This is a genomic window from Lysinibacillus sp. FJAT-14222, assembly GCF_001278875.1.
GTDB classification, from domain to species: Bacteria; Bacillota; Bacilli; order Bacillales_A; family Planococcaceae; genus Lysinibacillus; species Lysinibacillus agricola.
Window position 1 is genome coordinate 22,861 of record NZ_LIYL01000059.1, and the last position, 26,711, is coordinate 49,571.

Sequence of the window (26,711 nt, forward strand, 5' to 3'; positions counted from 1 at the left end):
CAAAAATCACATGTTTTTATGCTGCGAACGACTTGTCCATCTTTTCTTTAAATAAATGCATGCATACTAGGACGGCGCCTATACCTGCAAGAGCAATTTCTACAAAGGTTTCGCCTCCGCCAAAAATGTCGTTAAAAACGGTAAATAATTTGAATTGTAGACCGAATTGCGGCAGTATAAATGCACCTAACCCTAAAATTAAAAATATGATACCAGTACGAAACAACTTACCTCCTTATAATGGAAAAATACTTATGTAGGTTACCATATAAGACAAATTGTTACAATGCGTATTCGTCCAATTGAAAACATGCTGCACAATTTCTGCCGCTTGCTAGCTCACGTTGGAGACTGAGATACCCATTCCTCGTTTTCAAGATGTGGGTCTTTTTCCGAACAACTTTTAATCCAAATAGACTAATTATAGTCAAAAAAACAACGTTAATTGCAGATTGTTAATGAATTGTACATTCAATATGTATATGCGACTGATTATATTTACGCATTTTTTGATAACCTTTTCATGGAAGTTTTTGGGCTTTATTTGGTTGGTGTTGTTTTCTTGGTTTATCAAATAACTCCTGGTTTTTTGAATTACAAGCGGACAATCTTATGAATACACCACTTTGGTCATGGCCTTTATGATAAGAAATTGCTAGTTCACTATAGCAATTTTTCAAAATAGATTGACAACAGTTTTCATTTGTTTTATCTTTGTGTTAACTTATTTATACTTTGAGTTAACGTACAAAGGGAGGCAATTTAGTTTGAAAAAAAATAGTACATATAATTATGTGTTAGCGGCATTTGGTGCAGCGATTATTGCTGTTCTTGCACAAGTAACGATTCCGCTTCCACTTATTCCAATTACAGGACAAACATTAGCAGTAGGCTTAGTTGTAACGATTTTAGGGACAAGAATTGGTACATTATCAGTATTGCTTTATATTTTGCTTGGTGCAGCAAGTATTCCAGTATTTAGCGGTATGTCAGGTGGAATTGCTATTTTGGTTGGTCCAACGGGTGGCTATATTATTGGTTTCCTAGCTACTGCAATCATTATGGGCTTATATTTAGATAAATTTGGCATTACGATTTTCAATGCCATCGTTGCGAACCTAATTGGGATGGTTGTGACATTGACGTTTGGAACGGCTTGGTTAAAAATCGTTGGAGATTTAACTTGGACAGCTGCATTTATGGGTGGTGCGGCACCATTTATCGTGGTAGGTATTGTGAAAGCTGTACTGGCAGGATGGATGGGTGTCATTGTTCGTCGTCGCTTAGAACAAGCACATTTAATTTCTTTCAGCGGGGTCCAAACACCCGCTGAACAGAGGAACTCAGTCTAAGAACGCCACGTCCTGTGGCAACGACTGAGTGACCAACATCACGTTGGCCCAAAGCCTCTGGCGGATGTCACGGAATCGGAAAGGAGTTCTTTGTGCTAACACATGGCCGATTCCGGACGCATTGTTTATCTGCGCGAAAGCGTAGCGACAGCGGCAAATGTTTTCTGTAGCGAAAGCAAAGCGACAGCTACAATTATGCCGAGGCATAATTGATTAGAAGCGATTGCATAGGAGGAATTGTTTTGGCAACGTTATGGACAGGTGGAAAAATTTACACAATGGCGCAAGTTGGCGAAATAGTTGAAGCAGTCCTTGTAAAAGATGGGAAAATTGTGGCGACAGGCTCAGTAGATAGCTTGTCGCCACAAGCTACTTCTATTCAACATTTACAAGGAAATGTGATGTATCCAGGCTTTGTCGATAGTCATTTACATATGATTGGCTATGGGGAAAAATTAAAGCATATCGATGTATCGAACATTAAAAGTAAGGAAGAGCTATTGGCCATTATTCGTGAACGGATGACAGAGGTTCCCGCTGATGAATGGGTGATCGTGATAGGGCTTAATGAGACGCAATTTGAAGCTCCTATTTTCCCAACATTAGCTGAACTAGATGCACTTGGTGAAGCACATCTTATTATTAAACGAAGCTGTCACCATTTAATTTTGGCTAATTCCAAGGCGCTATCATTTGCAGGCATTACCAATGGCACTCCATCACCAGAGGGTGGTGTGATTGATAAGGTGGATGGACAGCTAACTGGTGTTTTAAAGGATGCAGCGTTGTATATGATTGTTAACCATATGCCTCATATTACGCCCGAGTATATTGAGGATGCTCTCGAAAAGGCAGTAATATCCCTGCAATCATATGGCTTAGTAGGTGGTCATTCTGAGGATTTAAGTTATTACGGACCGCCGCTTCAACCAATACATGCTTTTCGAAAGATTGTTGAGGCAAAGCAATCGTTTAAAGTTCATTTATTACAACACCACACGGTATTTGAAGAAGTTGCCAAGATGGAAGAAACATCTTCTCCTTATTTAGAGTTTGGTGCCATGAAGATTTTTATCGATGGTGCCTTTGGAGGACGTACTGCTGCTCTTCGTGAACCGTACTGTGATGAACCAGGCAATTGCGGTATGCTCGTACATTCAACAGAACAATTAGAAGAATATGTTCAACTTGCACGTCAACATGGACAAACAGTGGCAGTGCATGCCATTGGAGATTTAGCCATTGAAACAATTTTAAAAGTATTTGCCGCCCATCCGCCTCGCAAAGGTCAATTAGATCGTGTTATTCATTGTAGCTTGGTCGATGAAGGTATTTTAGAAAAACTTGCTTCGTTGCCTGTCGCAGTGGATATGCAACCGCAATTTGTGCAGGGAGAGTATGAAGCAGAACTAGCTAGGCTAGGGGAGGAACGAGCAAAAGGCTTGCACCCGTTAAAATCGCTACTAGCTCGTGGATTAGTTGTTGCAGGTGGTAGTGATGCCCCGATTGAAGTACCCAATCCCTTACATGGTATATATGCTGCAGTAACAAGACGGAATTTTTGGGAATCTCATAATGGCTACGGTCCAGAGGAGAAAATTTCACGCTTTGAGGCAGTACGACTCTATACTACAGGGGCTGCACAAATAATAGCCCAAGACCATGTTCGAGGTAAGATTGAAAGAGGCTATACTGCAGACTTCACTGTTCTAGAAGAGGATCTTTTTACGATAGCTATCGAAAATATTTCACAAGTAAAAGTCGCCTATACGGTTGTTGATGGCCGTATCGTTTATAAAAAACGCTGTAAAGAATAAACTTTACAGCGTTTTTTGGTTCAACAAAAAGAGAGGGATAGGCTGTTATGATGCCTTCCCTCGTATTTAACGTTAAACACAATATAGGAGCTATTGTTTTTCTGATAAATCTTTCACATGCTGCTCTAGTCTTTTAACTCGTGTAGTTAAATCATCTACTTTTTGCTGAAGTGTTTCTTGAGGAGGCAGAGGAGCTGTAGATTTCATTTTTTTAATCATATTAATCATCACGAAAAATAAGGCAAGGAAAATTATAAGAAGTACGGTTGTAATAATGATATCCCCGAGATTAAAAATTGTATGTCTCATAATTATTTGGCCCCTTCAAATAGTATCGATTATATTATTTACCGAGTGGCATACGAAAAAGTTTCAAGAAAATATTTATAGACACCATAAATACACAAATCTTATTATTTTTCCTCGCATATTATATGGGACAAATTGTATTTCTAGAGCTAAAGGTAATTTGAAATAAACGGCATAACATATCATATAGGAAAGAGCTTATAAAAAGTGTAAACACGTTTAAGATAAGGAATACGATAGTATGACTGGGGTGAGTGAATGCACAAAGCGGGACAAGTAATGCGACAAGCCATCTACAATGTTTATATGTATCGCATTGATTATGTACAGGTTTTCGGGCTGATTAGGTTATTTCAGTTTTTATTAATTATTCCTATGACAACTATCGTATTTAAGCTAATGCTGCAAGTAACGGGTTATACACATATTACTGAGCAAAATATACAAAGTTTTATCATGCACCCCTTTGTCATCTCAATGATCATTCTTTTGATCATGACCATTTTACTATTTATTTATTATGAAATGGGCTTTCTTTTTTTAATGGCGTTTTACCAACAAAGGGGTATTCGTTATCGATTTCTACACATATGGCAGCAGCTCAATCGTAAAGTTATTTATTTTTTTAGTGTGCAGGTCATTTTTCTAATTATTTATATTGCACTTTTATTACCATTAGCTTCATTTATGCTACCGCTAACATTAACTCAAGCCATCTCTATTCCACATTTTTTAACAGATGAAATAATGAGCAGTCGTTCTGGCCAGCTACTTTATGCTGCTGTTGCAAGTGTTTTAGTAATAGTGGGGATACGTAGCATTTTGACATTGCCGATTTTTACAATCCAACCAAAGATATCAATAATTCGTTCATTAATACAGAGCTGGCGTTTTTCGAAGCGAGGCTTGTTTGAACTTCTTGTATTATTAACCATGCTTTTAGCAGGTCATTTACTCGTAATGCTAGGGATTACGGTAATAGGTACCTTGCCATTATATATTTTAGAGCGTTTTATGCCGAGTGCAGCACTTGTCACAGCGGGGCTTACACTTGCCTTTTTAGAAATGGTCTTCGTGGTGTTATTTAGTTTACTGCAAGCAACGTTTTCACAAGTAATGGTGGCTATTACCTATAATACGCCTGTTTTAGGCAAGGCAAGGTTTACACCGAAGTTTAAGAAAAGGCGCTATAAGCCATTGTCTTTCATTGTTTTGATTGTTTTCGTCGTATTAAGTGTGATGAATACTATTTCGCTAGAGAAAAGCGTCTATGCACCAGATACAAAAATTATTGCTCATCGTGGCTTTACAGCGGGCAATGTTGAAAATACAATCAGTGGCCTTGTCAGCGCAGCAAGTGCAGGGGCAGACCTAATCGAAATCGACATTCAGCAAACAGTAGATGGACAATTCGTTGTCTTCCACGACCGAACATTAAGAAGACTTACAGGTAAAAACGGTGTTATCGCTAATATGACGCTCGGTGAATTAAAGACCCTGACGATTCATGCAAATGGCTTAAACGATAAAATTTCATCATTAGATGATTTTATTGAAGTAGCAAAGGCTCTAAATGTTTCCTTACTAATTGAATTGAAAGTTCATGGTAAAGAAACGGAAGACGTATTACCCAAGTTAGTAGAAAAACTAAAGGCTTATAAGGTGCTCGATACGTATTATGTGCAATCATCAGATCCACAAATGATGTCACAGTTAAAAAAATTGACACCCAACTTACGTGTTGGTGTTGTCTATGTATTAAATATCGGGCCAATGGTTGAAACTGTAGATTTTATTGCACTTGAGGAATCCTGGGTAACAGATCAGCTAATCACAGAGCTGAAGCTACAAAAAATTGATTTGTTTGTATGGACACTAAATAAAGATCGTTCATTACAAGAGTTTATCGAGAAAAATGTCACCGGAGTCATTACCGATCATCCAAATGTAGCCTTGGATATACGAACAAAGCAAAGTGAGCATCAATACTTTTTACAGCGTGTACTAAATCGACTTCAATTCATATTTTAGTTCTATATGAATAAATTTAACATTTGATTATTTGGAATACCCGCGGAAGCGAAGTAAATACCCGCGCGAAGAAGGTGAATACCCGCGGACCGAACAAAATACCCATCCAAATAGTTTAAGTAAAAAGCCGTAATTCTTAAGAATCACGGCTTTTTTAGGTAAATAATAAAAAAATGTTGGTAATGTTGTAACCTTTTTCTTTTATAACCGACTACTACTATGAATTCGTGAAATGAAGGAGATGCTTTTTTTATGAAAATGACGAAAGTCGTACCATTTGCCATGTCAGCATTATTAATCGGGGGCGCTGTAGTAGCTCCATCTGCATCAGCAAACGAAGGAGAAGCGGTTGTAACGAACGCTACTGACAATAATGAGCAAAATCCACAAGTTCAGCCGATTTTTATTAAAGTAGCTGGAACAGTTGACAATGTTGAAAAACGTGATGATGCAACGTATTACACTGTTAAAGAAGGCGAAAATACAAATGTTTTTGTCGTAAATGACGATACACTTGTTTTCGATAATACTGGTAAAGAAGTAAAGCTACAAAAAGGTTATAAAGTAACGGCTTACACTTATGCAAACAAACCAATGCTTATGATTTATCCACCACAATATAACCCAGAGGTAATTATTGTTGAATCAGAAGAAATGGGAACTGTTGAAGTAGACTTTTTCAATAAAGAATTAGTGAATACGGATAACACATTAAAACTAAATGTTGGCGAAGAAACAGAATTACTTAGCCTATCTGGCAAAGAAGTAAAGGCTGAGGACTTAGCAGAACAACATTTACTAGTGTTCTATACAATCGCAACAATGAGCATCCCAGCACAAACACCTCCTACAAAAGTTGTCGTTTTAGATACGGTTGCACAAGAGCCAGGTGAGGTTGATCCTGGTGAAGTTAATCCATCTGAATCTGCTATCCAAGAAATCATTAACAAGGACTTTTATGAAGTTGAAGGTACAAAAATGGTACCACTACGTTTAATTGCCGAAGAGTTAGGCTTTAAAGTAGAATCAACAGGAAAAGGCGCTATTATCTCTAAAGGTGCTTTATCTTATACAATTACACGTGGTCAAAAAGAATACGGCTATAATAAAGCAATCCGTCATTTTAAAGTTGCACCAGCTTTATTAGAACCATCAAAAACATATGTACCAGTTGAATTTGTTGAAGAATTAATGAAATAAAATGTTGTCCATCCCCTTCATGGCATCGTGCTGCGGAGGGGTTTTTGTATGGGAAAATTTGTTAAAGTTATTTTTGAAAATAAACAAAAGGAGCAACGCTATTTTGTCTATATTCAAAAACACCCTAATAATTTACCAATATATAATAGTTAAGTAACTAAACTTAACTATAAAAAATTGTATATGAATTCACAAGAGTAGACTCCATTTTGATCAAGTTTTTTTCAAAAAGGAGTAGTTTTTTATTTGAGATTAAATCAAGGGTCAGGTGAGCTGTGCGATTCTTGGGGAATAAGTGTATAGATGCAACCCTGGAGTTGAGGAACGAAGGCAATGACATCACGTCTTGTGATAACGCCTTAGTATCGTGTTGCTGCCGCTTCGCTTTCGCACAAAAAACATCCGTTGCTCAAAGTGGTTCATCATACGCCCTTTGGAAAGTGTTCAGCTGGAATGGAAATCTACCTCATAGTGAGTTTTTCCTTCTCATAATTTTCTTTAAATGGATAATGAATTTCTGTACAATAAGATAATTAAAGTCAGATTTTTAAAGGAGCATTAAATGAAGCAGGCATTAATTATAGTGGATATGCAGGAAGCATTCTTTTTGGATAGTGAAAACTACTTATTTGATTATGAAAAAGTATTAGAAAACATTAATATGTTAATAACTTGGGCACGGCATAGTGAAGTTCCAATTATTTTTGTCCAACATACGGATTCAAATAAAGACGACGATTTTGCATTTGGAAAGCCAGGCTGGGATCTATATCACGGGCTTCTACGACAACCCGAGGATAAAGTGATTCAAAAAACAACGTGGGATGCATTCTATAAAACGGAATTAGCGCAATACTTACGGAACCAACAAGTTGAGCAGCTTATTTTCGCTGGCGCTCAAACAGAATTTTGCCTTGATACGACCATTCGAAATGCTTATAGCTATGGGTACCATCACAATATTTTAGTTGAAGGTGCACATACCACACTAGATAGTCGCGTATTAAATGCGCAGCAAATCATAAAGCACCACGAGTCTGTTTGGCACAATCGATTCGTGAACATTCAGCCACGTACTTTTTTTCAAACTAAGTAAAAGGGGTTTCAATAATGCTCATAAACAGCCAAGAATTTAATGTAAATGAACTTCATTATACAATTAGATCCGCTACTATCGAAGATGCCCAAGCATTATCAGAATTAAGGTTACAACTTGATGGTGAAACGGAAAACTTCGATAGAGAACAAGGGGAAGGCTTTATCGATACGAAAGGATTTGAAGCGATTATTAAGGAGGACACAGAAAGTCCAAGAAATTTGTGTTTAGTGACAGTAGTCGATAATCGCATTGTCGGATTCTCTAGATGTGCGGGCTCGCCATTAAAGAGAATTGCTCATAAAGTAGATTTCGGTGTAGGTGTATTAATGGAGTTTTGGCGCTATGGGATAGGCAAAAATTTCTTAAAAGCATCGGTAGAATGGGCTGACGCTAATGACATTAAAAAAATGGCCTTGACTGTTGTAGAGACAAATGACAAAGCAATTTTGCTCTATAAAAAGCTTGGCTTTGAAGTTGAAGGCGTCTTGAAAAATGATAAACTCCTTTCAGATGGCAACTATTATAATACGATTGTCATGGGAAGAATTAAGGCATAATTTTAAAATAAAACCAGCTAAGCAAATAGGTGCTTAGCTGGTTTTTTTTACAACAAAAACAACTTGCTTCTCAAATTGGCTACGAAAAAATGACCTGGACATCCGATCCTTTGCAAACACGTAATGCATATTTGAATTTAGTGAACATATATTTGAGAATTGCTATGGCAAGATGGAAGACGGTCTAAATGGTGGTCTCCCGAAGAGAACTATAAACTACTCAATTAGTATTTTTGCTAAAAAACACTTAAAGCAAAAAATATTGTATATTTTTAGCTAAAAATAACTTATCTGTAAAAATGCCGTTATTTACAATAACTTCGCTGAATTTTCTGATTATAATTAAAGAGAACAAATTATAAGGGGTTGATAGAATGTCAGTAAAGGTTAATCCAAACGTTGAGCTAAGTCACCCATTATCACCATTATCTGAAGTAGAAATTGAAAAAGCTGTTCAAATAGTCAAGGAACAGCAACAGTTGTCTGAACATGTACGATTTATGTCCGTGATGTTACATGAACCTAAAAAATCAGAAGTACTAAATTACAAACCAGGTAATACGGTAGATCGCCAAGTGTTTTTAGTGATTTTAGATGATAAAGAATTGAAAACATTTGAAGCAATTGTAAATTTAACTTCAGAAAAAGTTGATTCCTACGAACATATTCCTGGGGTACAACCAAATGTAGCCTTAGAGGAATTTGAGCAATGTGAAGAATTAGTAAAGAGCCACCCTGATTTTATAGCAGCTTTACAGAAACGTGGCATTGACAATCCTGATTTAATCATGGTGGATCCTTGGTCAGCAGGAAATTTTGGTGTTCAGGAACATGAAGGTAAACGTTTACTTCGTGCGATTTGTTGGCAAAAACAATCACTAGAAGATAACGGATATGCTTACCCTTTAACAGGTATTGTTACGTATGTAGACCTAAACAAAATGGAAGTTTACAAAGTAGAAGATCACGGGGTACGTCCAATTCCAACAACATCAGGTAACTACCATCCTGAAGTTGATGAATCAATTGTGTTTAGAAATGACTTGAAACCACTGGAAATCATTCAACCTGAAGGTCCAAGCTTTACAATTGAAGGGAATTTGATCAAATGGCAAAAGTGGAGTTTCCGCTATGGATTTACACCACGTGAGGGCCTTGTATTATACACAATTAATTACCATGACAAAGGCAAGGATCGCCCAGTTCTTTATCGTGCAGCATTATCAGAAATGGTTGTCCCTTATGGTGAACCAACATTTTCGCATAACACACAAAATGCCTTTGATGCTGGTGAATATGGAATGGGTCAATTAGCCAATTCGTTAGAACTAGGTTGCGACTGCTTAGGGGAAATTCAATACTTTGATGGTGTTGTAGCTGATGTTAAAGGAAATGCGCGTACGATCAAAAATGCGATTTGCTTACACGAAGAAGATTACGGGATTGGTTGGAAACATACAGATTGGCGTACAGGCCATGTAGAAGTTCGGCGCTCACGTCGACTAGTGATTTCATTCTTCTGTACAGTTGGAAATTATGATTACGGCTTCTATTGGAGTTTCTACCAAGACGGTACGATTGAAGCTGAAGTCAAACTAACAGGTATTTTAAGCACTGGTACATGTGAAGATGGCATCCAAACAAAATATGGATCTGAGATTTCTCCAGGATTAAACGCATCACATCATCAACACTTCTTTAATTTCCGACTTGATACGATGTTAGACGGTGAAAATAACTCAGTAGTTGAAACGGAAACAGTATCAGAAACATTGGGTGAACACAATCCGAATGCCAATGGTTTCTATCCTCTTTCACGTATCTTTAAAACGGAGAAGGAAGCGTTACGTAATTTAGACTTAAAAACGCAGCGTACTTGGAAAATTATCAATAAAAACTCACTTAACCGAGTGAATCAACCTGTTGGATATAAAATTTTGCCTGGCGAAAATTGCTTCCCATTTGCTCATGAAGAAGCAAGCGTTATGAAACGTGCTGGCTTCCTTAAACACCATTTACACGTTACGCAATTTGATGAAAATGAAAAATATGCAACAGGTATGTATCCAAATCAACATGCTGGAGGAGATGGACTTCCAAAATACGTTGAGAAAAACCGTTCAATTGATGATGAAGATATCGTCGTTTGGTACACAATGGGCCATCATCATATCCCGCGCCCTGAAGATTGGCCTGTAATGCCAACTGCATACATCAATTTCCAATTAAAACCAGTTGGATTCTTTGACCGAAACCCAGCAATAGACGTTCCTAGACCGGACAAGAAGTGTCACACAACTTCGTCATGTCATATACAATAAAACTCTTTAAGGAGTGATTATATGCTACCATTCCTAAGCATGTTGGTGATCATTACGTTTACGGTAATCACTAACCGTTTATTAAAACAGCGTTTTGCTAATCATGGCATGGCCAAGTGCTGTATTATGCTGATTTCTATGACAATGAGTACTGCTGTTGGGATGAATATGGCTACCTGGCTTCCCGATATGGTACTAGGTGCAATAGCATCTATTATTATTTCTATTGCATTAGGCTATTTACTGTCAACAGGCTTACCAATGTACCTATTCATGGAAAGTGTAGGATCTAGTTTTATGGGAGCAATGATGGGCGCGATGCTAACATTAATGACCACCCAATATTTAACGTTAAGCATTATCTTTTTTACAATGATGTTTATTGTAAGTGCTATCATTTCTATCGGTGTATGGAATCGTGAGATGTTTCCTATCTTTATAAAAGCCATTCCAAAGCATATTTACATTGTGGCAGGTTTAATGATTTGTGTACTAGTATTAAGTAGTTTTGAGATTCAACATGAGGTACCTGTAAAAGCAGAACAACAGCATCAACATCATCATTAAAGGGGTCGATAATTATGCTAAATGTTAAACCGAGTATTGAAGAATCTGGCATTCAATTCAAAAAGAAATATGACAATTTTATTGGTGGTGAATGGGTAGCACCTGTAAATGGAGAGTATTTCGATAATAGTACGCCTATCACGAAAGAAGTATTTACACGTGTAGCTCGTTCAACAAAAGAAGATGTAGAGCTAGCATTAGATGCCGCTCATGAAGCCCAAAAAACTTGGGGGAAAACACCCGTAGCAGAACGGGCACGTATCTTACTAGCCATTGCTGATCGTATGGAAGAAAACCTTGAAAAAATTGCAAGGGTAGAAACTTGGGATAATGGGAAAGCGATTCGTGAAACTATGTATGCTGATATTCCATTGGCAATTGATAATTTCCGCTATTTTGCAAGTGCTATTCGCGCACAACAAGGGCAAGTGACACCTTTTGATGAGGATACAGTAGCTTATCATTACCAAGAACCTATTGGTGTAGTTGGCCAAATCATTCCATGGAACTTTCCTATTTTAATGGCAGCTTGGAAATTGGCGCCAGCACTTGCTGCAGGAAATAGTGTTGTATTAAAATTAGCAGAGCAAACGCCGGTATCATTCTTATTCGTAGTTGAACTTATTCAAGACCTATTACCAAAAGGTGTATTAAACGTCATTAATGGTTTTGGTGTAGAGGCAGGGAAAGAGTTAGCTTCAAGCCCACGTATTGCCAAAGTGGCTTTTACGGGTTCTACAGCTGTCGGCAAACTGATTATGAAATATGCATCTGAGAATCTAATTCCTGTTACACTAGAGTTAGGTGGCAAATCTCCTAATATCTTCTTTGAAGATGTCATGGATGCTGATGACGGATATCTAGATAAGGCGATTGAAGGATTAGTTATGTTTGCTTTAAATCAAGGTGAAGTTTGCACTTGTCCATCTAGAGCCTTAATCCATGAGTCTATTTATGATCGTTTCATGGAAAAAGCCATTGAACGAGTAAAGCAAATTAAAGTTGGTGATCCATTTGAACTTGAAACAATGATGGGTGCACAGGCTTCAGAAGAACAACATAAAAAAATTCTTTCTTATTTTGAAATTGCCAAACAAGATGGCGCAGAATGTTTAATCGGTGGCGCCGAAAATCACCTTGATAATTTAGATGGTTATTTTATTAAACCAACTATTTTTAAAGGCAATAACAAAATGCGTATTTTCCAAGAAGAAATTTTTGGTCCTGTATTGGCAGTGACTACATTTAAAACCTTCGAGGAAGCGATTGAAATTGCAAATGATACTATGTATGGATTAGGGGCAGCTGTATGGTCACGTAATACAAACGTTACCTATAAAGCAAGTCGAGAGATCCAAGCAGGACGTGTTTGGATAAATACGTATCACCAATACCCTGCTGGTGCAGCATTTGGCGGTTACAAAAAGTCAGGCGTCGGTCGAGAAAATCATTTAAAAGCTTTAGAATCGTATCAATTAACTAAATGTGTATTAGCTAGTTACAATGAACAGGCGCAAGGATTCTTTTAATTTTACCTAAGAGTGAAGTGAGGGGGCGGCTTATTGAGTAGCTATTATCCAATCCAACCTGAATTGGTCCAAAAAACGTATTCTTATAGAGAACTGACTCCAAACAGCAATTTAAACCAAGATATACTATTTTATTATGAGTTTGAACCAATAGGCATTAATAGTGATATTCATGTCATTCCTGATGCTTGCCAAGATTTAATGTTTTATATGGGCAAAGATCAAAAGGTTGTCTTAGGGAATACCCCGACTACACGTGAAATTTATTCATTTACCCCAAAAGGTAAATATTTTGGTGTTCGTCTAAATCCAAAACAAACAGTTATTCAATACAATTGCGCATTAAAACAAATTGTTCAACAACCGTTTGTTAATGTTGAATTAGGCTGCACACTAGACTCTAAATTTATACAAGCTGTTTTTGAAGCAGGAGATTTCGAACAAAGAGTGCAGATTTGTAATGAGTATTTTTGTTCTCAAAAAAAGGAAAAAAGCTTGGGTGAAGAAATATTCGCTACTTGTTTTGATTCTATTATTGAAAATAATGGGCTGTTCTTACCAGATGTAATTCAGCATAAAACAGGTTATTCTGAGCGATATATCCGAGAACTTTTCTACAAAAAAACAGGTTTTGGACCAAAAAAACTAAGTAAATTCATACGTATTCAACTCTTACTTCAACATTTTTCTTTTGAAGAGACACCTGTAAACATTGACCAATATGGTTACTATGATCCTTCACATTATTACAAAGAATTTAAAAGCTTACTTGTCATAACACCTGCTGAATATATAAAAGAATTTTTAGGATGGAAAAATATAAAACGAAAGTTTCTATCTTATTAGCCCCTCAAAGCTTTCACTCTTTCTTATAAAAAACATACTAATGTTAGTATGTTTTTTATTTACTCATGAACAGTATACTTTCTTCCAGAAAAAACATATCAGTTAGTTTAACTACATTTACGATTCGCTACCCTAACTTTATTGAAAAATTCTATTAGCTATAAAAATTCATATAATTGATCCAGTTGCAACAGATACTTTCAGACTTAAAAGTAATCCTTTTGATTCGATAATTGTTTTGTAGGTAAGTAAAAAAAAGAGACGTATCCTTTTCATCTCACTATCAATAAGACTATTCATAAAAGCTCGTTTGATTATTAGCTCCAAAACACCCCCCCATATTTGGCGATGAACAAAACAAATAACATTACATAATATAGAAATACGAAATATTATTAAAAAGGATGATGGATTATTTCTATAGTAAGAACCGGTACCCTTCCTAGCGGAGAAATACATGACGGTGTGGAAGATGTTGTTTGGGACATTGATCGTTGGGAGAATGACGGCGGTAGAAGTATTGGTACGATTTGTCCGAGGTCGTGACTAAGAATGTAATGGCACCCGGTATAAAATTTTTAGAAGAAGAGGGAGGCAAGCGTGTCTCCCTTTAAAATATTGTACGGACGAGCTTCGAATAGCTTCAATTTTTATGAAAACAGCAAAATAAAAAAAGATTGATTCGAAACCAATAATTTCGGAGATTGGTCTTCCTACATATATACAAAGGTATTTAAGATTACTGAAACGAAAACCACGAATTTCCGTCTAATTTATAAAAGGAGTGATGATATTGAAAAAATTCAGCTTAATTTTTTCTTTACTATTTTTATCAATAGGGTTATCAGGCTGTCAACAAAGTGTTAAAGAGGAAGAACTCAACAAAGAGATTTCAAAGTCAACTGAGAAAATAGCAGATAAACCTACAATCATAGGCGAAATTATTCAAATAGAAGGTGGAAGATTTTTAGTGGAAAGCAAAACTGAAAAATTAGCAGATGAGCGTCCAGATGCGATATGGTTTTCAACTGATAAAATTGAATCTTTAAAAGTAGGACAAAATGTTTCTGTATGGACAACCGCAATAGATGAAAGTTATCCAGGACAAGCAAGTGCGGAAAAAATTGAGATTAATGAAAAATGAGAGAGAATAAACAAATAAGATATTAAACTAACTGGTGCTTTACACCTGCAGTATGTTCAGAGACGGCACGTGTTTCGATGGCCTGTGTTTTCGGTGAAAATGTAAAAATAAATATAAAGCAAGTAAGTATGGAGATAACCGTATTTTTCTTTATGAATTCAACACCTTTTAATTTTTATATTGTTCTTTTTCAAATTCTTCTTCTAGCTCTCCTGTTACTGCGTTGAACTTTAAATAAATCATATTTTTCTTGTCCTGATCCCAACCGATAACCATCACAATTGGAATGTTTTTTTGTGGGTCTTTAGTGAAACTAAAATTATACCCCTTAGCAAAAGTGTCCCCTGGATATATTTTGGTGATTTTTTGTCCCTTCTTTAGTAATTCAGGTGTATCATACTTAAATTCTTCAACTCTAGCGATAAAGTAATTTTTAGGCATAACTTCGAATCCATTAGGCACATGCGCTTTTTCACCTACCTTTCCGTCTCGGATAGTTACTAGATAAAAATCTGTTTTACCCGGTATACCAAATTCGATGTTCCAGTGTTTTCTTCTACCTTCCATTCCTGTTGGCGTTTTATCTTTGTCAACACTATTTCCACTATATAACATTGCTTCTTTATTCCACTTAAGTGCCTCTTTTTGGGCAATCTCAATTGCTTCTTTTAATGTTAAGCTCATTTCAGTGTCAGGGAAAAAAGCAACTTCGGATTCTCTGTTCGAATCCATCGTATTATCTTGGTCTGTACTTTGTTGACAACTAACTAAAAATACACAAAAGAAAAGAAGTAAAAAAATTTTCTTCATTAATTCTTCCCTCCAATAGAAAATCAGTTTAGATGTTATAAAAATAAAAATTCCGCAATATTTTCCAATTACCTTCTTTTTTATTCGAATTGAACAAGCATGTAACTTTAAGCCATTTGAAACGTATGTAGTATTAAGTAAAAATACATAGATAAACAATGATATAGACGGGGGATAAAAATAGATTTAATAATTGGAATAGCTATTGTACTAATTGTGTTTTTCTCTTCAAGCATAATTGAAAAAAGGTTAAAATCTATTGAAAAACAAAACAATCGTGTAATAGAAATACTAGAAGAAATAAGAGATAGAAAATAAATTGATATTCCACTAACCAGCTAATAGATTGTCAATAAAAATCTTTTAAATTAAAAAACACTTCATGCTATACTAAAAAGCGCAACCTTCCGAATTCATTTTGGAAGGTTTTTGTTGAATTTGAAAATGCTGTTACTATATAGTTTCTTGGAATGGCGTTTTCGATTTTAACATGGCATAAATCTTCGATATGGAGCATATAGGGGTTGGTATTTTTTATGGAGCGCTAGGTCTTGGGCTTGTATTAAGCTCTAGTATAACTAGTAAATTATCAAAAAATGTAAAGTTAGTAGCAATTATTGTACTGAGTCTCGAAGGCGTTGCCAATATGTTATTAAGTCAATCATCCAATTTTTGGGTTGCTTCAATCTTTTTAATCATAGGTACTTTATTTGGAGGTGTAAGCATCGCCTGTAATCAAACACTAATCATGAAAAATGTTCCTTCTAAATATCTTGGGAGATTTTTTGGATTAATTACAATAATGGAAAATACTATAATGGGTGCAGTTATGGCACTATCCGGATTTCTTTTAGGGTGGATAGAGCCACGCACACTCGGTTTTTTTGCGGGCCTGTTCTTTACAATTGTTGGGGTATGTCTTGCTCCTATTATCATAAGGACAAAGGAAGAAGACTCAACTAATGTAATGGAAAATACTTAGCTCTTAATGGAGCATAAGCCTAGTATTTTACTAGCTACAACCTTGCTCTAGAACATTAATATAAACAGGATTTGTCAATTTGGTGTTCTCAACTTGTATTCATTTCACTTGATGTTTGGTGAAAAATTGGTATTTATTAATAAAAATGGATCATCACCAAAAGTTGTGGCTGACATTTGTTAAAACGTATGCCCTGTATATAAGTTGATTTCCGTTCCGACTGGACGCCCCAGGAAAGTGCCCAGCCGGAACGGAAATCAACCCCACGTTATGGTGATGATTCATAAAAATTGAAACTATTTTATTTATTTAACGTATTAAATAAGAGAATCACTAGGAGGTGAAATTTTGGAAGAAAAAATTCAGGAAAAACAAAAGAGTGAGTTCCTTGAATGGATAAAGGCAATTGCATTCGCTTTATTGGTTGCGTTTGTAATCAAGCAGTTTTTATTTACTCCAGTACTCGTAAAAGGTGCTTCTATGATGCCAACACTTGAAGACCACGACCGTGTTATTGTTAACAAAATTGGTCCGAAATTTAAGTCATTTGATCGATTTGACATTGTTGTTATTCAAATGAATGAAGAAACAAATTATATTAAACGTATCATTGGTCTACCAGGAGATAAAATCGAGTATAAGGATGATCAATTATACATAAACGGGAAGAAGTACAGTGAACCTTATTTAGATCAATACAAGAAGGAACAAAAAGATACTGGGTCACTCACTTTTGATTTTACGTTAGAACAATATTTAGGTGAAACTACCGTACCAGAAGGGCATTACTTTGTATTAGGTGATAATCGTCGTATAAGTAACGATAGTAGAAATCCTGAGGTAGGGTTCATCCCTAAAGAAAGAATAATGGGTACAACAAGTATCATCTGTTGGCCGATCGAGCATATTGACTTCAGGTTTAACTAAATGGAGCCTCAAAGCTTAAAAACTTGATAAAGATAATAAACATGACCACTCCACAATGAGTGGTTTTTTTGTATTGTCTTTTGTTAAATCAACATTTGTGGAAACACACGACCAAGCGTATGATTTAATCAATGGTAAATATAATTAACTTAATGCAATGTATATATTGCAAAAAGACAAATATTCTGTATAATTTAAATTATAAAACAGGAGGAGGTAAAATATTGATGTTTGGGAAAAATAAAAACGTTGATGAACGAGTTAAAAATCTGCAAAATAAAATTTACAAAGAAATGTATTACGTTATCATTTTTGCATGTTTAATTTCAATCCTAATAAAATACATGACAATGGGAGTGCCCTTACAAAATGTAACAACAGAATGGTTGATTTTATTAATCTCATCTGTTTATTATTTTATTAGAGCAGCATATCTCGGCGTATTTACAGATGAAGTAGAGATTCACGATAGTACAAGTAAAGTTAAATTAAGTACTAAATATATTATTTTCGGTGTGGCTGTTGGTATGGTTATTGCAATTATTTTTGGTGTTAACAGTGCATTCAACTATGCAGAAAGCACTCAACAAGCAATATATTTTTTCTTTCTTGTATTCTTTGTATCACTGTTCATGTATGCACTATTTTTTGCTGGATTTTTAATCTTAATTTATGTGCTTGCTAAAAAGAAAAGTGATCAAGTGGTTCAAAGAATTTTAGAAGATAAAGATAGCAAGTGGTGATAAGGTGAAAAACATACGTTTAAAAATGGCTCGAATTGAACACGATTTATCACAAGGTGAATTGGCTGAAAAAGTAGGGGTCACTAGACAAACAATCGGATTAATTGAATTAGGTAAATATAACCCGACTTTGAATTTATGTATTTCAATATGTAAGACGTTAAATAAAACTCTAGATGAATTGTTTTGGGAGGAGTAAAATTGTGGTCAATTTATAGGATTAAAAACTTGGTAAAGATTTATCATTCAGTGGTACACGAGGATTGGCGCTCAAGATGTAATGAACAGAAGTGTAATCTGTGTAATATATTATCGAAGAGGCTATCGACTAAACAGATAGTCTCTTTTATTCTTTGGAATTCTAGTTACGCCCAAAATAAAAAAGATTGAAGCAATTTGCTCCAACCCTTTTCGTACATGCTCGGCTAGGTCAAGCAATTAATATTTATGTTCTTACGTATAAACTTAATCATTTAATCCTTTTCCATCAAGAATTTGCTGCGTGCATTTTTCAATTCTAGACACTCGCGTTTTGGGTTGTTTAGGCTGAGAAAAATGTAAAATATATGCTCTTTGTCGTCCTGGCGTCAATCCTTCAAAAGCAGTTTTTAAGGCAGGGATTTCATTGAATTTGTTGTGAAGTTCTTCAGGAATTATGTATTCCTTATGCTCTTTCATTTGCACTTCTAAACCTGCTTTTTCAACTTCAATGGCTTCATAAATATAATCTTTTATAATGCTTTCCATTCCAACTATTTCTTGAACATTGGTGAAACGAATTTGGCGCGCCGCCTGTACGTTTTCCGTTTGTTGAATTAGAATCCCGTGGGCATCCTTTAACAAGGCACCTTTGTGAAACAGAAGCGCGCAATAATCTTTAAATCCATGTATTAACACGATGTTTTTTTTCTCAAGCATGTAACATGGATGCATCCATTTAAATTCTTCAGTCAGCTCACAGTCAAGAACGATATTTCTCAACACCGAATATTCTTCCTGCCACTTCTTAGCTTTACTTAAAAATTCATCCACCTTAGGATTCATTATACTATTTGTCATCAAGGAACACCCCTCTACAATTTTTTAATTAGCTGATATCAATTGCTCTAATCGTTTTATAATAAAACAATAATTAGTGTCATGTCTAGCTAAAAATAGGGAACTAATATCGCTAACCTACAATAAATAGTGACGAGTTTTTTGTAAAAAAGCCTAAATAATAAAGATTGAAACAATTAGCCTCAATCTTTATTATTATTTGCGCTACCTTTCGGGAGGCGAAAGAGATCTAAAGATTTCATTTTTGTGCAAAAAAATTACAAGGTAGTACATAAGGTCACATTTAACAAGGTGTGGCTTCTTATTATGCATACAAAAAGTATGTGACGCAATGCTAAAGAGTTGCGCATATAGAGTAGATTAATGATTTGAATTATTTTACAAGATTTAGTATAATGGACGAGAACCTACGTTCTTATATTGGGAGGTATTTTATGAAAAAAATGTTTTTATCTTCTTCATTTTCTGATGCTGGTCATTTTTTGAAAGGTTTCGTTGGAGAAAATATTAAAGGAAAAAGAGTTACTTTTATTCCAACTGCGAGTGCAGTTGAAGAGGAAATACATTATGTAGAGTCAGCAAAAGTTGTTTTTGAAGAGCTGGGAATGATTGTAGAAGTATTAGATATATCTAATACTGATAAAAGTGAAGCAGGAAAAATATTAAAAAACAATGATTTTATATATGTATCCGGAGGAAATACATTTTTCTTACTTCAAGAATTAAAAAGGTCGGAGATAGATCAATTAATTATTGAACAAATTAATTCCGGTAAGATATATATAGGTGAGTCTGCAGGCTCAATAATAATGGCGCCTGATATAGACTATGTGAAATATATTGATGAAAAGGGTAAAGCACGACAATTAGAATCAACGAAGGGCTTAAATCTAATTTCAATATATCCTGTCCCTCATTATGGACATGAATTCTTTAATAGTATGATTGACGAGGTAATTACTAATTATAACAATAAAATTCCACTTACTCTGATATCAAACTCACAAGTAATTTTAGTTCGAGATGATGATATTGAAGTTATTTAAATGTAAATATCTAAGAAACAAAATTATATCAGATGTACTTATGAAGAAGTCACACTCGCGATGAGTTGTGGCTTTTTATTATGTGTTTGTAATAAAAGAAAAATGCTTTTATGTATTTTGTTAATTTAACCGTATGACAATGCCTTTTCCTTTAGCATTGTCACCTTCTTAACTAGAAGAAGATTTTTTCAAGTACAAAGAAAACCAAAAGTAATTCAGAACAAGTGAGCGTTAATTCAACTTTCATATTCTCACCACCTTTTTATTCAATTAAAAACTATTCTGTGCGGTGAGGGTATATTCTATTCTAACTGTGAAAAATAATTATGGAGAGATGAACAATGTTTGAACAATAGCGAAAAGATGTCCCCAATTTTGGGGAGATGTTTTAAAAGCACTTGCTACGGCAGGTGTTTTTTTGTGGAGACCCAAAATAAAAAGGACTGGGGAATTTACCCCATTCCTAATCATACATTTTTGTACACACGCTCGCCGTGCTTTATTAGCCCCAACAACAAGTTGTAATATACATTTATTTGGCTAGTTGCATAAGGGAGTTTATTACATAAAAACATTGATATATAAACGTTTATTCAGCTATATGTGTTTAACTTGCATTCCTGTCACTTTACATTTGGATAAATCATCGTCGCAGGGTCTACGTATTCATCGAACTGTTCCTCTGTTAGTAAACCAGTTGCAATCGCTGCTTCTTTCAATGTTGTGCCTTCTTTATGGGCCTTCTTCGCAATTTTTGCCGCATTTTCATAACCGATGTAAGGGTTTAATGCAGTTACAAGCATTAATGAATTTTGTAAATTGTGGTCAAGCACTTCTTTATTTGGCTCGATACCGACAGCACAATGATCATTAAAGGATTTCATTGTGTCTGCTAGTAGGCGAGTTGATTGTAAGAAGTTATAGATAATTACTGGCTTGAAGACATTGAGCTCAAAATTACCTTGGGAAGCGGCAAAGGCAATTGTTGCATCGTTCCCAACGACTTGTGTAACAACCATTGTCATCGCTTCACTTTGTGTTGGGTTCACTTTACCTGGCATAATGGATGAGCCTGGCTCGTTTTCTGGGATCGTAATTTCACCAATACCAGAACGAGGGCCACTTGCTAACCAGCGAACATCATTGGCAATTTTCATTAAGTCGGCTGCAAGAGCCTTTAATGCGCCATGTGCGACAACGGCTTCATCATGACTTGTTAGTGCATGGAATTTATTCGCTGCAGAAGTAAAATGTTTGTCTGTAATTTCACTAATTTCCGCTGCTACACGCTCTCCAAATTCAGGGTGTGCGTTAATACCCGTACCTACCGCTGTTCCACCAATTGCTAGTTCCTTCATATATTCAATGTTTTGAATAATCATATGCTCAGACTTAGCAAGCATTGCTGCCCAACCACTAATTTCTTGACCTAAAGTCAGTGGTGTTGCGTCTTGTAAATGTGTACGACCAACTTTAATAATATCTTTAAATTTCTCTGCTTTGTCATCAAGCGTTGCTTTTAGTAAGCGTAGACGAGGGAGTAAATAATCTTCAACTTTTAACACTGCCGCAATATGCAAAGCTGTAGGGAAAGTATCGTTTGAGCTTTGAGATTTGTTGACATCATCGTTAGGATGAATGCGATCAGCTTCACCAGCATTTTGTAAAATTTGGTTTGCTCGGTGCGCAATTACTTCGTTGACGTTCATATTTGACTGTGTACCACTACCAGTCTGCCAAACTACAAGAGGGAATTGATCGTCCCATTGACCATTTAAAATTTCATCAGCTGCTTGCACAATCGCATTTGCTTTTATATGTGAAAGCTTACCTAGTTTATTATTGGCGATAGCAGCACTTTTCTTTAAAATAGCCATTGCTTGAATCAGCTCTATCGGCATTTGTTCTGTACCGATTTGGAAGTTTTCTTTACTGCGCTGCGTTTGAGCACCCCAAATTTTATCTGCAGGTACTTTAATTTCACCCATAGTGTCTTTTTCAATACGATAATCCATGTAAAACAGCTCCTTTATTTATGTAAATCTCTCCAACTAATTAAAGTGAAACTTTAATCAGTGGGGTTTTCTTCATCCTCGACTGATTATTAGTTTTACTGCCCGTTAAATGCGGGATAAAGTTAAAAAACGGATATTCTTAGTCTGATGTAAGAATATCCGTTTGATACATGCTTATTTCAAAAAAGAGGGGGATTCTGAATTAAGCAATTTGGAGTAAAGAAATAATCTACTGATAATGATAATTGTTATCAATTAGAAAGTCAACAATTTAGCTTGAAGATATTTAAACTTTTTGAGAATAATTCGCAATGAATAATTCGATATCCACTTTTAAAGAGTTAAAACGCTACCATTTGAATGATAGCGTAATTAGATAAATGGGGAAGAGCTATCTCTTTTTCTTCCCAATTTCTTTTAATGGTTGTTTTTTAGGCACTTTTTCAAAAATGATACTCACGTGATAGTTGTTGTCGTCTATTTGAAGAATCTGAACAACTTTTGCTTTACGTCCTTTAATTTTAATGTTCTCTTCGACAGTTGGTAGACTTACTAGTAGCTGGCTTAGAACGGACGTCTTATTTTCATAAAAATGAGTTACAAACATATTTATTCTCCTTATAACTTTTTTATTTAACCTAGAAAAAAAGACTTAGTTTTACCTTCCTTTATTACAACACCATTAATTGTTCTTATGTAATGTAGAGAGGTAGTGTTTTTATGGGGTTAATTAACAGGGGGAAGGTTTTACTCAATGTATGATAAGCACTTAAAATATAGAACATTTGTTAAAAAGGCGTTTATGGTGAGATTAATGGTTGAGAGCATTTTAGAGGCTTGACGAAAAAATGGAAATAGACTATGATATACCGAAAATAAATTAACAATGATTGGAAGTAGTAATGAATGTAGTTTGCTTTAAAGAAATCATCGCAAACCATTTATGAACTCGTCCAGGAGTTTTTATGCTGAACACAGTAAGCATAAACGGCTGCTACCGTTATAGTAAAGTGAGCTTTCCAACTAATCAGAGTGGTACCGCGGATAACTTCGTCTCTATATTTATTTGAGATGAAGTTTTTTATTTGGGAAATTGAGGAGCGCTCGAATACCGGATCGCTCAGAAAAGATGAATTGCTTCATTGACAAAATTCTCGGTCTGTGTGTTTATAAAAATAAATAGGGGGAAATGTATGGGGATCACAAAAAAACAGGCAACGACAGTGGGATTACTAGCTCTTGTATTTTCAGCACTTTAAACTTCGATGAGCCAGGTTTTCTATGCAAAGCAGGTACAAGAAGTACCGACATTTTTATTTACTGGTTTTAGTTTTTTCATGACAGCAATTTATTTCTCTTTCTTTGTACGCAAACATAAACAAGCTAATCTGTGGAAGGGAAATATAAATTATGTAGTGAAGTTGAATATCGCATCTATGTTAGCATTTATGGGCTTTTATTTTGCTTTCACTTCTTTCAGCGGTTGTTTACCCGCTGAAAGAAGTGAAAGCCTCCGGCGGATGTCACGGAATCGGAAAGGAGTTCTTTGTGCAAGCACAAAGCCGATTCCGGACGCAATTATGCCATAATTGATAATATGTAGAGTCAGCGATTGTAAGTGCACTAGAGATGGGCATTGGACCGCTTTTTGTCTTGATATTAGCTGTTTTCGCTAAGGAATCGATTCCGAAAGCACAGTGGGTAATTGCATCGGGAACATTTATCGCTTGTGCTATATTAATATTAGTGGGAAATCAACAGTTCAAATGGACATAACATTGCCCGTGATTTTGGCATTAATAGCGAGTGTTGGCTGTGGAGTTGGAGCTGTACTTTGTACGATGTATTCTAAGAGATTAAGTGAGGCTGGTTGGACTACCTCAATGATTCTAGTAAATCGCTATTATGGCATAATTTTATTATCTTTTTTCGCAACTTTCGACATATTTTTTAAATATTTCTCGGGAAATATTTCATGGATAATTGCAGTAATAGCAGTGGGTGTCATACTTCCGATGTATTTATTGCAGATAGGTATTCAGTATTGTTCGCCATTAATAGTAATGATGAGTTTATGCTTTGTTCTAATATTCACATTTTTCTTTCAGATATTTGATTCAAGGCTATCATGGTCGCCCGTTTCCCTTTTAGGCATAAGTCTATTGTTTATTTTGGGGGTGTGTAGCTTGTATTTGGAAAAAAGGGCGGTTTCAGAGTAGCGTAAGCGCGTTATAATAGTAGTAAGGGAGGAAACGAAATGTATTTAAAATCATGTAAGGTATTACAGGGAGATATTGTAGATAAAGGCCAATATCCCTTCAATATATCAAGTTTGCAGGATTTACAGGAGCTAGAGTTTCCGACGAATGTGACCTTCTTTGTTGGGGAAAATGGCTCTGGGAAATCAACCCTATTGGAGGCTATAGCTGATCGCTGTGATTTTAATACAGCGGGTGGCGGCCGCCAAAATTTATATGAAGTACATAAAGCGGAATCTGCACTTGGGGAATTTATCCGTTTATCCTGGTGGCCGAAGGTTTCAAATGGCTTTTTCCTACGTTCGGAAACGTTTTATCAATTTGCAAGTCATATTGATTTGTTAGAAGAACATGACCCTAAGAAAAAGTATGCCGCTTTTGGTGGAAAGTCTTTACATCATCAGTCACACGGTGAGTCCTTTTTATCGTTATTTATGCATCGCTTTAAAGGCAAGGCCATTTATTTATTGGATGAGCCTGAAGCTGCTTTGTCACCAACGAGACAGCTTAGTCTACTGAAAATTATGAAGGATTTAGAGCATGAGGCACAATTTATTATCGCCACACACTCACCTATTTTGCTCGGCTATCCAAATGCTACAATCTACAGTTTTGATAACGGGGATATTGAGTCTATTCGCTATGAAGATACCATACATTACATTGTCACAAAGCGCTTTTTAAATGCACCAGAAACTATTTTTTCAGAGTTATTTGATGAGGAGAGAGAATCATGAATCAACGAAAAGGCTTAGTCATGCGAGAAATTCGATTAGATGAAATGGCACAGTCAATAGATTTACTTAATTATGTTTTTCAAATGTCCATGTCCATTCATAAGGACCGTCGCTTTGTGAATGCCAAAAGCAAGCAATTTAATGAGGGACATGCCATTGGTTGGTTCGATGGTTCACATCTTGTATCTCAAATTTTAAGTCTACCTTTTGAAGTAAATGTTCATGGTAGGATTTATGAAATGGGAGGCATTACTGCGGTCGGAACGTACCCAGAATATTCTGGGCATGGTTTGATGGAAAGCCTTATCATCGAGAGCTTGGAGCGGATGCGCAATGAAGGACAATGTATATCCTATTTATTTCCATATTCTATCCCTTATTACCGAAAAAAGGGTTGGGAAATTATGAGTGATATTGTGGAATTTCAGGTCAAGGATACGCAGCTTCCTCACTATAAAGGCTTAAACGGTAAAATCCGTCGTGTCGATCCAAAGCATGAAGATGTTGTCACTATTTATGCGCGCTATGCTCAGAAGACGCATGGTGTTATGGTACGTAATAGCATTGCTTGGAATGAAAAGTTCCAGGAAGATTTTTGGGAAGAAAAATTTATTGATAGTGATGTGAATCTTCAGGCAGCGGTATATTATGATGAGGATGATGTTCCACAAGGTTATATGTTTTACCGCATAATGGAGGAAAATTATTACATCGATGAAATTGTCTATTTGCAGGAAGAGGCAAGAAAAGGCTTATGGAATTTTGTCTCTGCTCATAGCTCGATGATTTACAATGTTTATGGTAAAACAACCGGCAATGAAGCCGTTGCCTTTTTGTTAGAGGATAGTGAAATTATTCAAAAGGTATCGCCGTATTTTATGGCGCGCATAGTAGATGTCAAAGAATTTCTACTACGTTATCCATTCGTGGGCAATGATTTTCAGCTTCGACTAGCTGTTAGTGATCGCATCGTAGCTTGGAATAATGGCACATTTGTCATAACGATGCAGAATGGAAAAGCTACCGTTGAAAAGGTTAGTGAGACTTTGTCTGAAAATGCTATTCAACTAACGGTTCAAACACTTGCCACGATGTTACTAGGCTATAAACGGCCAAGCTATTTAGAAAAAATCGAACGTTTGCACGGCAATGCCATTGAAATTGCGCTATTAGAGACGGTGCTACCAAACGGCATTCCAACGTTTATTGATTATTTTTAGAAATAACGGGGAATTTGTGCGGGGCAACTGTACAAATTCCTTTTTCTGTGGGTCCAACTTCGGTAAGGCAAAATTGTTTAGGTCCAAGAGAAAACTGATTGGGTGAGTGAAAGAACCACCCAGGTCTAAGAGAAAACTGATC

Annotated in this window: 24 protein-coding genes and 1 other annotated feature; of the genes, 18 read left to right on the forward strand and 6 right to left on the reverse strand. The window is 35.8% G+C overall.

Annotated elements, in window-relative coordinates:
- Positions 1–16 precede the first annotated feature (16 nt).
- The gene (locus tag AN161_RS23785) at positions 17–226 is read right to left on the reverse strand and encodes a hypothetical protein (protein WP_053596794.1); all 210 of its coding nucleotides are present in this window, start codon (positions 224–226) and stop codon (positions 17–19) included.
- A 541-nt stretch (positions 227–767) separates the two neighbouring features.
- Here AN161_RS23785 and AN161_RS23790 point away from each other — a divergent pair.
- Positions 768–1,352, forward strand: a complete 585-nt coding sequence (locus AN161_RS23790) for a biotin transporter BioY (protein WP_053596795.1) — start codon at positions 768–770, stop codon at positions 1,350–1,352.
- A gap of 242 nt (positions 1,353–1,594) precedes the next feature.
- The gene (locus tag AN161_RS23795; protein ID WP_053596796.1) at positions 1,595–3,169 is read left to right on the forward strand and encodes an amidohydrolase; all 1,575 of its coding nucleotides are present in this window, start codon (positions 1,595–1,597) and stop codon (positions 3,167–3,169) included.
- Between the two features lie 90 nt (positions 3,170–3,259).
- Here AN161_RS23795 and AN161_RS23800 read toward each other — a convergent pair whose 3' ends face one another.
- Entirely contained in the window at positions 3,260–3,478 is a 219-nt protein-coding gene (locus AN161_RS23800) for a hypothetical protein (protein WP_053596797.1), read from the reverse strand.
- Positions 3,479–3,736: 258 nt separating this feature from the next.
- Between AN161_RS23800 and AN161_RS23805 the strand changes: the two genes are divergently transcribed.
- The 9 genes from AN161_RS23805 (at position 3,737) to AN161_RS23845 (ending at position 14,772) form a co-directional block, all read left to right on the forward strand.
- Positions 3,737–5,509: a glycerophosphodiester phosphodiesterase gene (locus AN161_RS23805; protein WP_053596798.1), complete on the forward strand. Its 1,773-nt coding sequence runs from the start codon at positions 3,737–3,739 to the stop codon at positions 5,507–5,509.
- Between the two features lie 252 nt (positions 5,510–5,761).
- Entirely contained in the window at positions 5,762–6,709 is a 948-nt protein-coding gene (locus AN161_RS23810) for a stalk domain-containing protein (RefSeq protein WP_053596799.1), read from the forward strand.
- Positions 6,710–7,271: 562 nt separating this feature from the next.
- Positions 7,272–7,805 (forward strand): cysteine hydrolase family protein, encoded by a 534-nt coding sequence (locus AN161_RS23815; RefSeq protein ID WP_053596800.1) that lies wholly within the window; start codon positions 7,272–7,274, stop codon positions 7,803–7,805.
- 14 nt (positions 7,806–7,819) lie between these two features.
- Positions 7,820–8,365, forward strand: a complete 546-nt coding sequence (locus tag AN161_RS23820) for a GNAT family N-acetyltransferase (protein ID WP_053596801.1) — start codon at positions 7,820–7,822, stop codon at positions 8,363–8,365.
- Between the two features lie 374 nt (positions 8,366–8,739).
- Positions 8,740–10,686, forward strand: coding sequence for a primary-amine oxidase (locus tag AN161_RS23825; RefSeq protein WP_053596802.1), 1,947 nt, complete (start codon positions 8,740–8,742; stop codon positions 10,684–10,686).
- A gap of 21 nt (positions 10,687–10,707) precedes the next feature.
- Positions 10,708–11,253, forward strand: coding sequence for a hypothetical protein (locus tag AN161_RS23830; protein WP_053596803.1), 546 nt, complete (start codon positions 10,708–10,710; stop codon positions 11,251–11,253).
- Positions 11,254–11,267: 14 nt separating this feature from the next.
- The gene (locus AN161_RS23835; protein ID WP_053596804.1) at positions 11,268–12,782 is read left to right on the forward strand and encodes an aldehyde dehydrogenase family protein; all 1,515 of its coding nucleotides are present in this window, start codon (positions 11,268–11,270) and stop codon (positions 12,780–12,782) included.
- 33 nt (positions 12,783–12,815) lie between these two features.
- On the forward strand, positions 12,816–13,628 hold the full coding sequence (locus AN161_RS23840) for an AraC family transcriptional regulator (RefSeq protein WP_053596805.1): 813 nt from the start codon (positions 12,816–12,818) through the stop codon (positions 13,626–13,628).
- A gap of 793 nt (positions 13,629–14,421) precedes the next feature.
- The gene (locus tag AN161_RS23845; protein WP_053596806.1) at positions 14,422–14,772 is read left to right on the forward strand and encodes a DUF3221 domain-containing protein; all 351 of its coding nucleotides are present in this window, start codon (positions 14,422–14,424) and stop codon (positions 14,770–14,772) included.
- Between the two features lie 168 nt (positions 14,773–14,940).
- Here the strand turns inward: AN161_RS23845 and AN161_RS23850 are convergent, their stop codons facing one another.
- Positions 14,941–15,582, reverse strand: coding sequence for a hypothetical protein (locus AN161_RS23850; RefSeq protein WP_053596807.1), 642 nt, complete (start codon positions 15,580–15,582; stop codon positions 14,941–14,943).
- Between the two features lie 508 nt (positions 15,583–16,090).
- On the opposite strand from AN161_RS23850, the gene AN161_RS23855 reads away from it, so the two are divergent.
- The 4 genes from AN161_RS23855 to AN161_RS23870 all read left to right on the forward strand — a co-directional run bounded on the left by AN161_RS23855 (position 16,091) and on the right by AN161_RS23870 (position 18,433).
- Positions 16,091–16,564, forward strand: coding sequence for an MFS transporter (locus tag AN161_RS23855; protein ID WP_053596808.1), 474 nt, complete (start codon positions 16,091–16,093; stop codon positions 16,562–16,564).
- Between the two features lie 348 nt (positions 16,565–16,912).
- Positions 16,913–17,491, forward strand: coding sequence for a signal peptidase I (lepB, locus tag AN161_RS23860; RefSeq protein WP_277815980.1), 579 nt, complete (start codon positions 16,913–16,915; stop codon positions 17,489–17,491).
- 227 nt (positions 17,492–17,718) lie between these two features.
- Complete coding sequence (locus AN161_RS23865; protein ID WP_053596809.1) at positions 17,719–18,234, forward strand: DUF6773 family protein; 516 nt, start codon at positions 17,719–17,721, stop codon at positions 18,232–18,234.
- 4 nt (positions 18,235–18,238) lie between these two features.
- Positions 18,239–18,433 carry a helix-turn-helix transcriptional regulator gene (locus AN161_RS23870; RefSeq protein WP_053596810.1) on the forward strand — a complete coding sequence of 65 codons (195 nt, stop codon included), beginning with the start codon at positions 18,239–18,241 and terminating at the stop codon, positions 18,431–18,433.
- 266 nt (positions 18,434–18,699) lie between these two features.
- On the opposite strand, the gene AN161_RS23875 is transcribed toward AN161_RS23870, so the two are convergent.
- On the reverse strand, positions 18,700–19,293 hold the full coding sequence (locus tag AN161_RS23875; protein ID WP_053596811.1) for a YdeI family protein: 594 nt from the start codon (positions 19,291–19,293) through the stop codon (positions 18,700–18,702).
- A 434-nt stretch (positions 19,294–19,727) separates the two neighbouring features.
- Between AN161_RS23875 and AN161_RS23880 the strand changes: the two genes are divergently transcribed.
- Positions 19,728–20,339, forward strand: a complete 612-nt coding sequence (locus tag AN161_RS23880; protein ID WP_075807341.1) for a Type 1 glutamine amidotransferase-like domain-containing protein — start codon at positions 19,728–19,730, stop codon at positions 20,337–20,339.
- Positions 20,340–20,962: 623 nt separating this feature from the next.
- Here AN161_RS23880 and fumC read toward each other — a convergent pair.
- Both fumC and AN161_RS23890 read right to left on the reverse strand, forming a co-directional pair.
- Positions 20,963–22,354: a class II fumarate hydratase gene (gene fumC / locus AN161_RS23885; protein ID WP_053596812.1), complete on the reverse strand. Its 1,392-nt coding sequence runs from the start codon at positions 22,352–22,354 to the stop codon at positions 20,963–20,965.
- A 391-nt stretch (positions 22,355–22,745) separates the two neighbouring features.
- Positions 22,746–22,961 carry a hypothetical protein gene (locus AN161_RS23890; protein WP_053596813.1) on the reverse strand — a complete coding sequence of 72 codons (216 nt, stop codon included), beginning with the start codon at positions 22,959–22,961 and terminating at the stop codon, positions 22,746–22,748.
- A gap of 270 nt (positions 22,962–23,231) precedes the next feature.
- Positions 23,232–23,415 (forward strand) — a binding site (T-box leader).
- Positions 23,416–24,611: 1,196 nt separating this feature from the next.
- Here AN161_RS23890 and AN161_RS23905 point away from each other — a divergent pair.
- Together AN161_RS23905 and AN161_RS23910 are read left to right on the forward strand one after the other, a co-directional pair.
- Positions 24,612–25,349, forward strand: coding sequence for an AAA family ATPase (locus AN161_RS23905; protein ID WP_053596816.1), 738 nt, complete (start codon positions 24,612–24,614; stop codon positions 25,347–25,349).
- Entirely contained in the window at positions 25,346–26,569 is a 1,224-nt protein-coding gene (locus AN161_RS23910) for a GNAT family N-acetyltransferase (RefSeq protein ID WP_053596817.1), read from the forward strand. Before AN161_RS23905 ends, AN161_RS23910 begins: the two co-directional genes overlap by 4 nt.
- The last annotated feature ends 142 nt before the right edge of the window (positions 26,570–26,711 follow it).

Coding starts and splice junctions, on each gene's coding strand:
- AN161_RS23800 (WP_053596797.1), bottom strand. CDS start 3,478: ATGAGACATACAATTTTTAATCTCGGGGATATCATTATTACAACCGTA.
- AN161_RS23805 (WP_053596798.1), top strand. CDS start 3,737: ATGCACAAAGCGGGACAAGTAATGCGACAAGCCATCTACAATGTTTAT.
- AN161_RS23810 (WP_053596799.1), top strand. CDS start 5,762: ATGAAAATGACGAAAGTCGTACCATTTGCCATGTCAGCATTATTAATC.
- AN161_RS23815 (WP_053596800.1), top strand. CDS start 7,272: ATGAAGCAGGCATTAATTATAGTGGATATGCAGGAAGCATTCTTTTTG.
- AN161_RS23820 (WP_053596801.1), top strand. CDS start 7,820: ATGCTCATAAACAGCCAAGAATTTAATGTAAATGAACTTCATTATACA.
- AN161_RS23825 (WP_053596802.1), top strand. CDS start 8,740: ATGTCAGTAAAGGTTAATCCAAACGTTGAGCTAAGTCACCCATTATCA.
- AN161_RS23830 (WP_053596803.1), top strand. CDS start 10,708: ATGCTACCATTCCTAAGCATGTTGGTGATCATTACGTTTACGGTAATC.
- AN161_RS23835 (WP_053596804.1), top strand. CDS start 11,268: ATGCTAAATGTTAAACCGAGTATTGAAGAATCTGGCATTCAATTCAAA.
- AN161_RS23850 (WP_053596807.1), bottom strand. CDS start 15,582: ATGAAGAAAATTTTTTTACTTCTTTTCTTTTGTGTATTTTTAGTTAGT.
- AN161_RS23855 (WP_053596808.1), top strand. CDS start 16,091: ATGGAGCATATAGGGGTTGGTATTTTTTATGGAGCGCTAGGTCTTGGG.
- AN161_RS23865 (WP_053596809.1), top strand. CDS start 17,719: ATGTTTGGGAAAAATAAAAACGTTGATGAACGAGTTAAAAATCTGCAA.
- AN161_RS23875 (WP_053596811.1), bottom strand. CDS start 19,293: ATGACAAATAGTATAATGAATCCTAAGGTGGATGAATTTTTAAGTAAA.
- AN161_RS23880 (WP_075807341.1), top strand. CDS start 19,728: ATGAAAAAAATGTTTTTATCTTCTTCATTTTCTGATGCTGGTCATTTT.
- fumC (WP_053596812.1), bottom strand. CDS start 22,354: ATGGATTATCGTATTGAAAAAGACACTATGGGTGAAATTAAAGTACCT.
- AN161_RS23890 (WP_053596813.1), bottom strand. CDS start 22,961: ATGTTTGTAACTCATTTTTATGAAAATAAGACGTCCGTTCTAAGCCAG.
- AN161_RS23905 (WP_053596816.1), top strand. CDS start 24,612: ATGTATTTAAAATCATGTAAGGTATTACAGGGAGATATTGTAGATAAA.
- AN161_RS23910 (WP_053596817.1), top strand. CDS start 25,346: ATGAATCAACGAAAAGGCTTAGTCATGCGAGAAATTCGATTAGATGAA.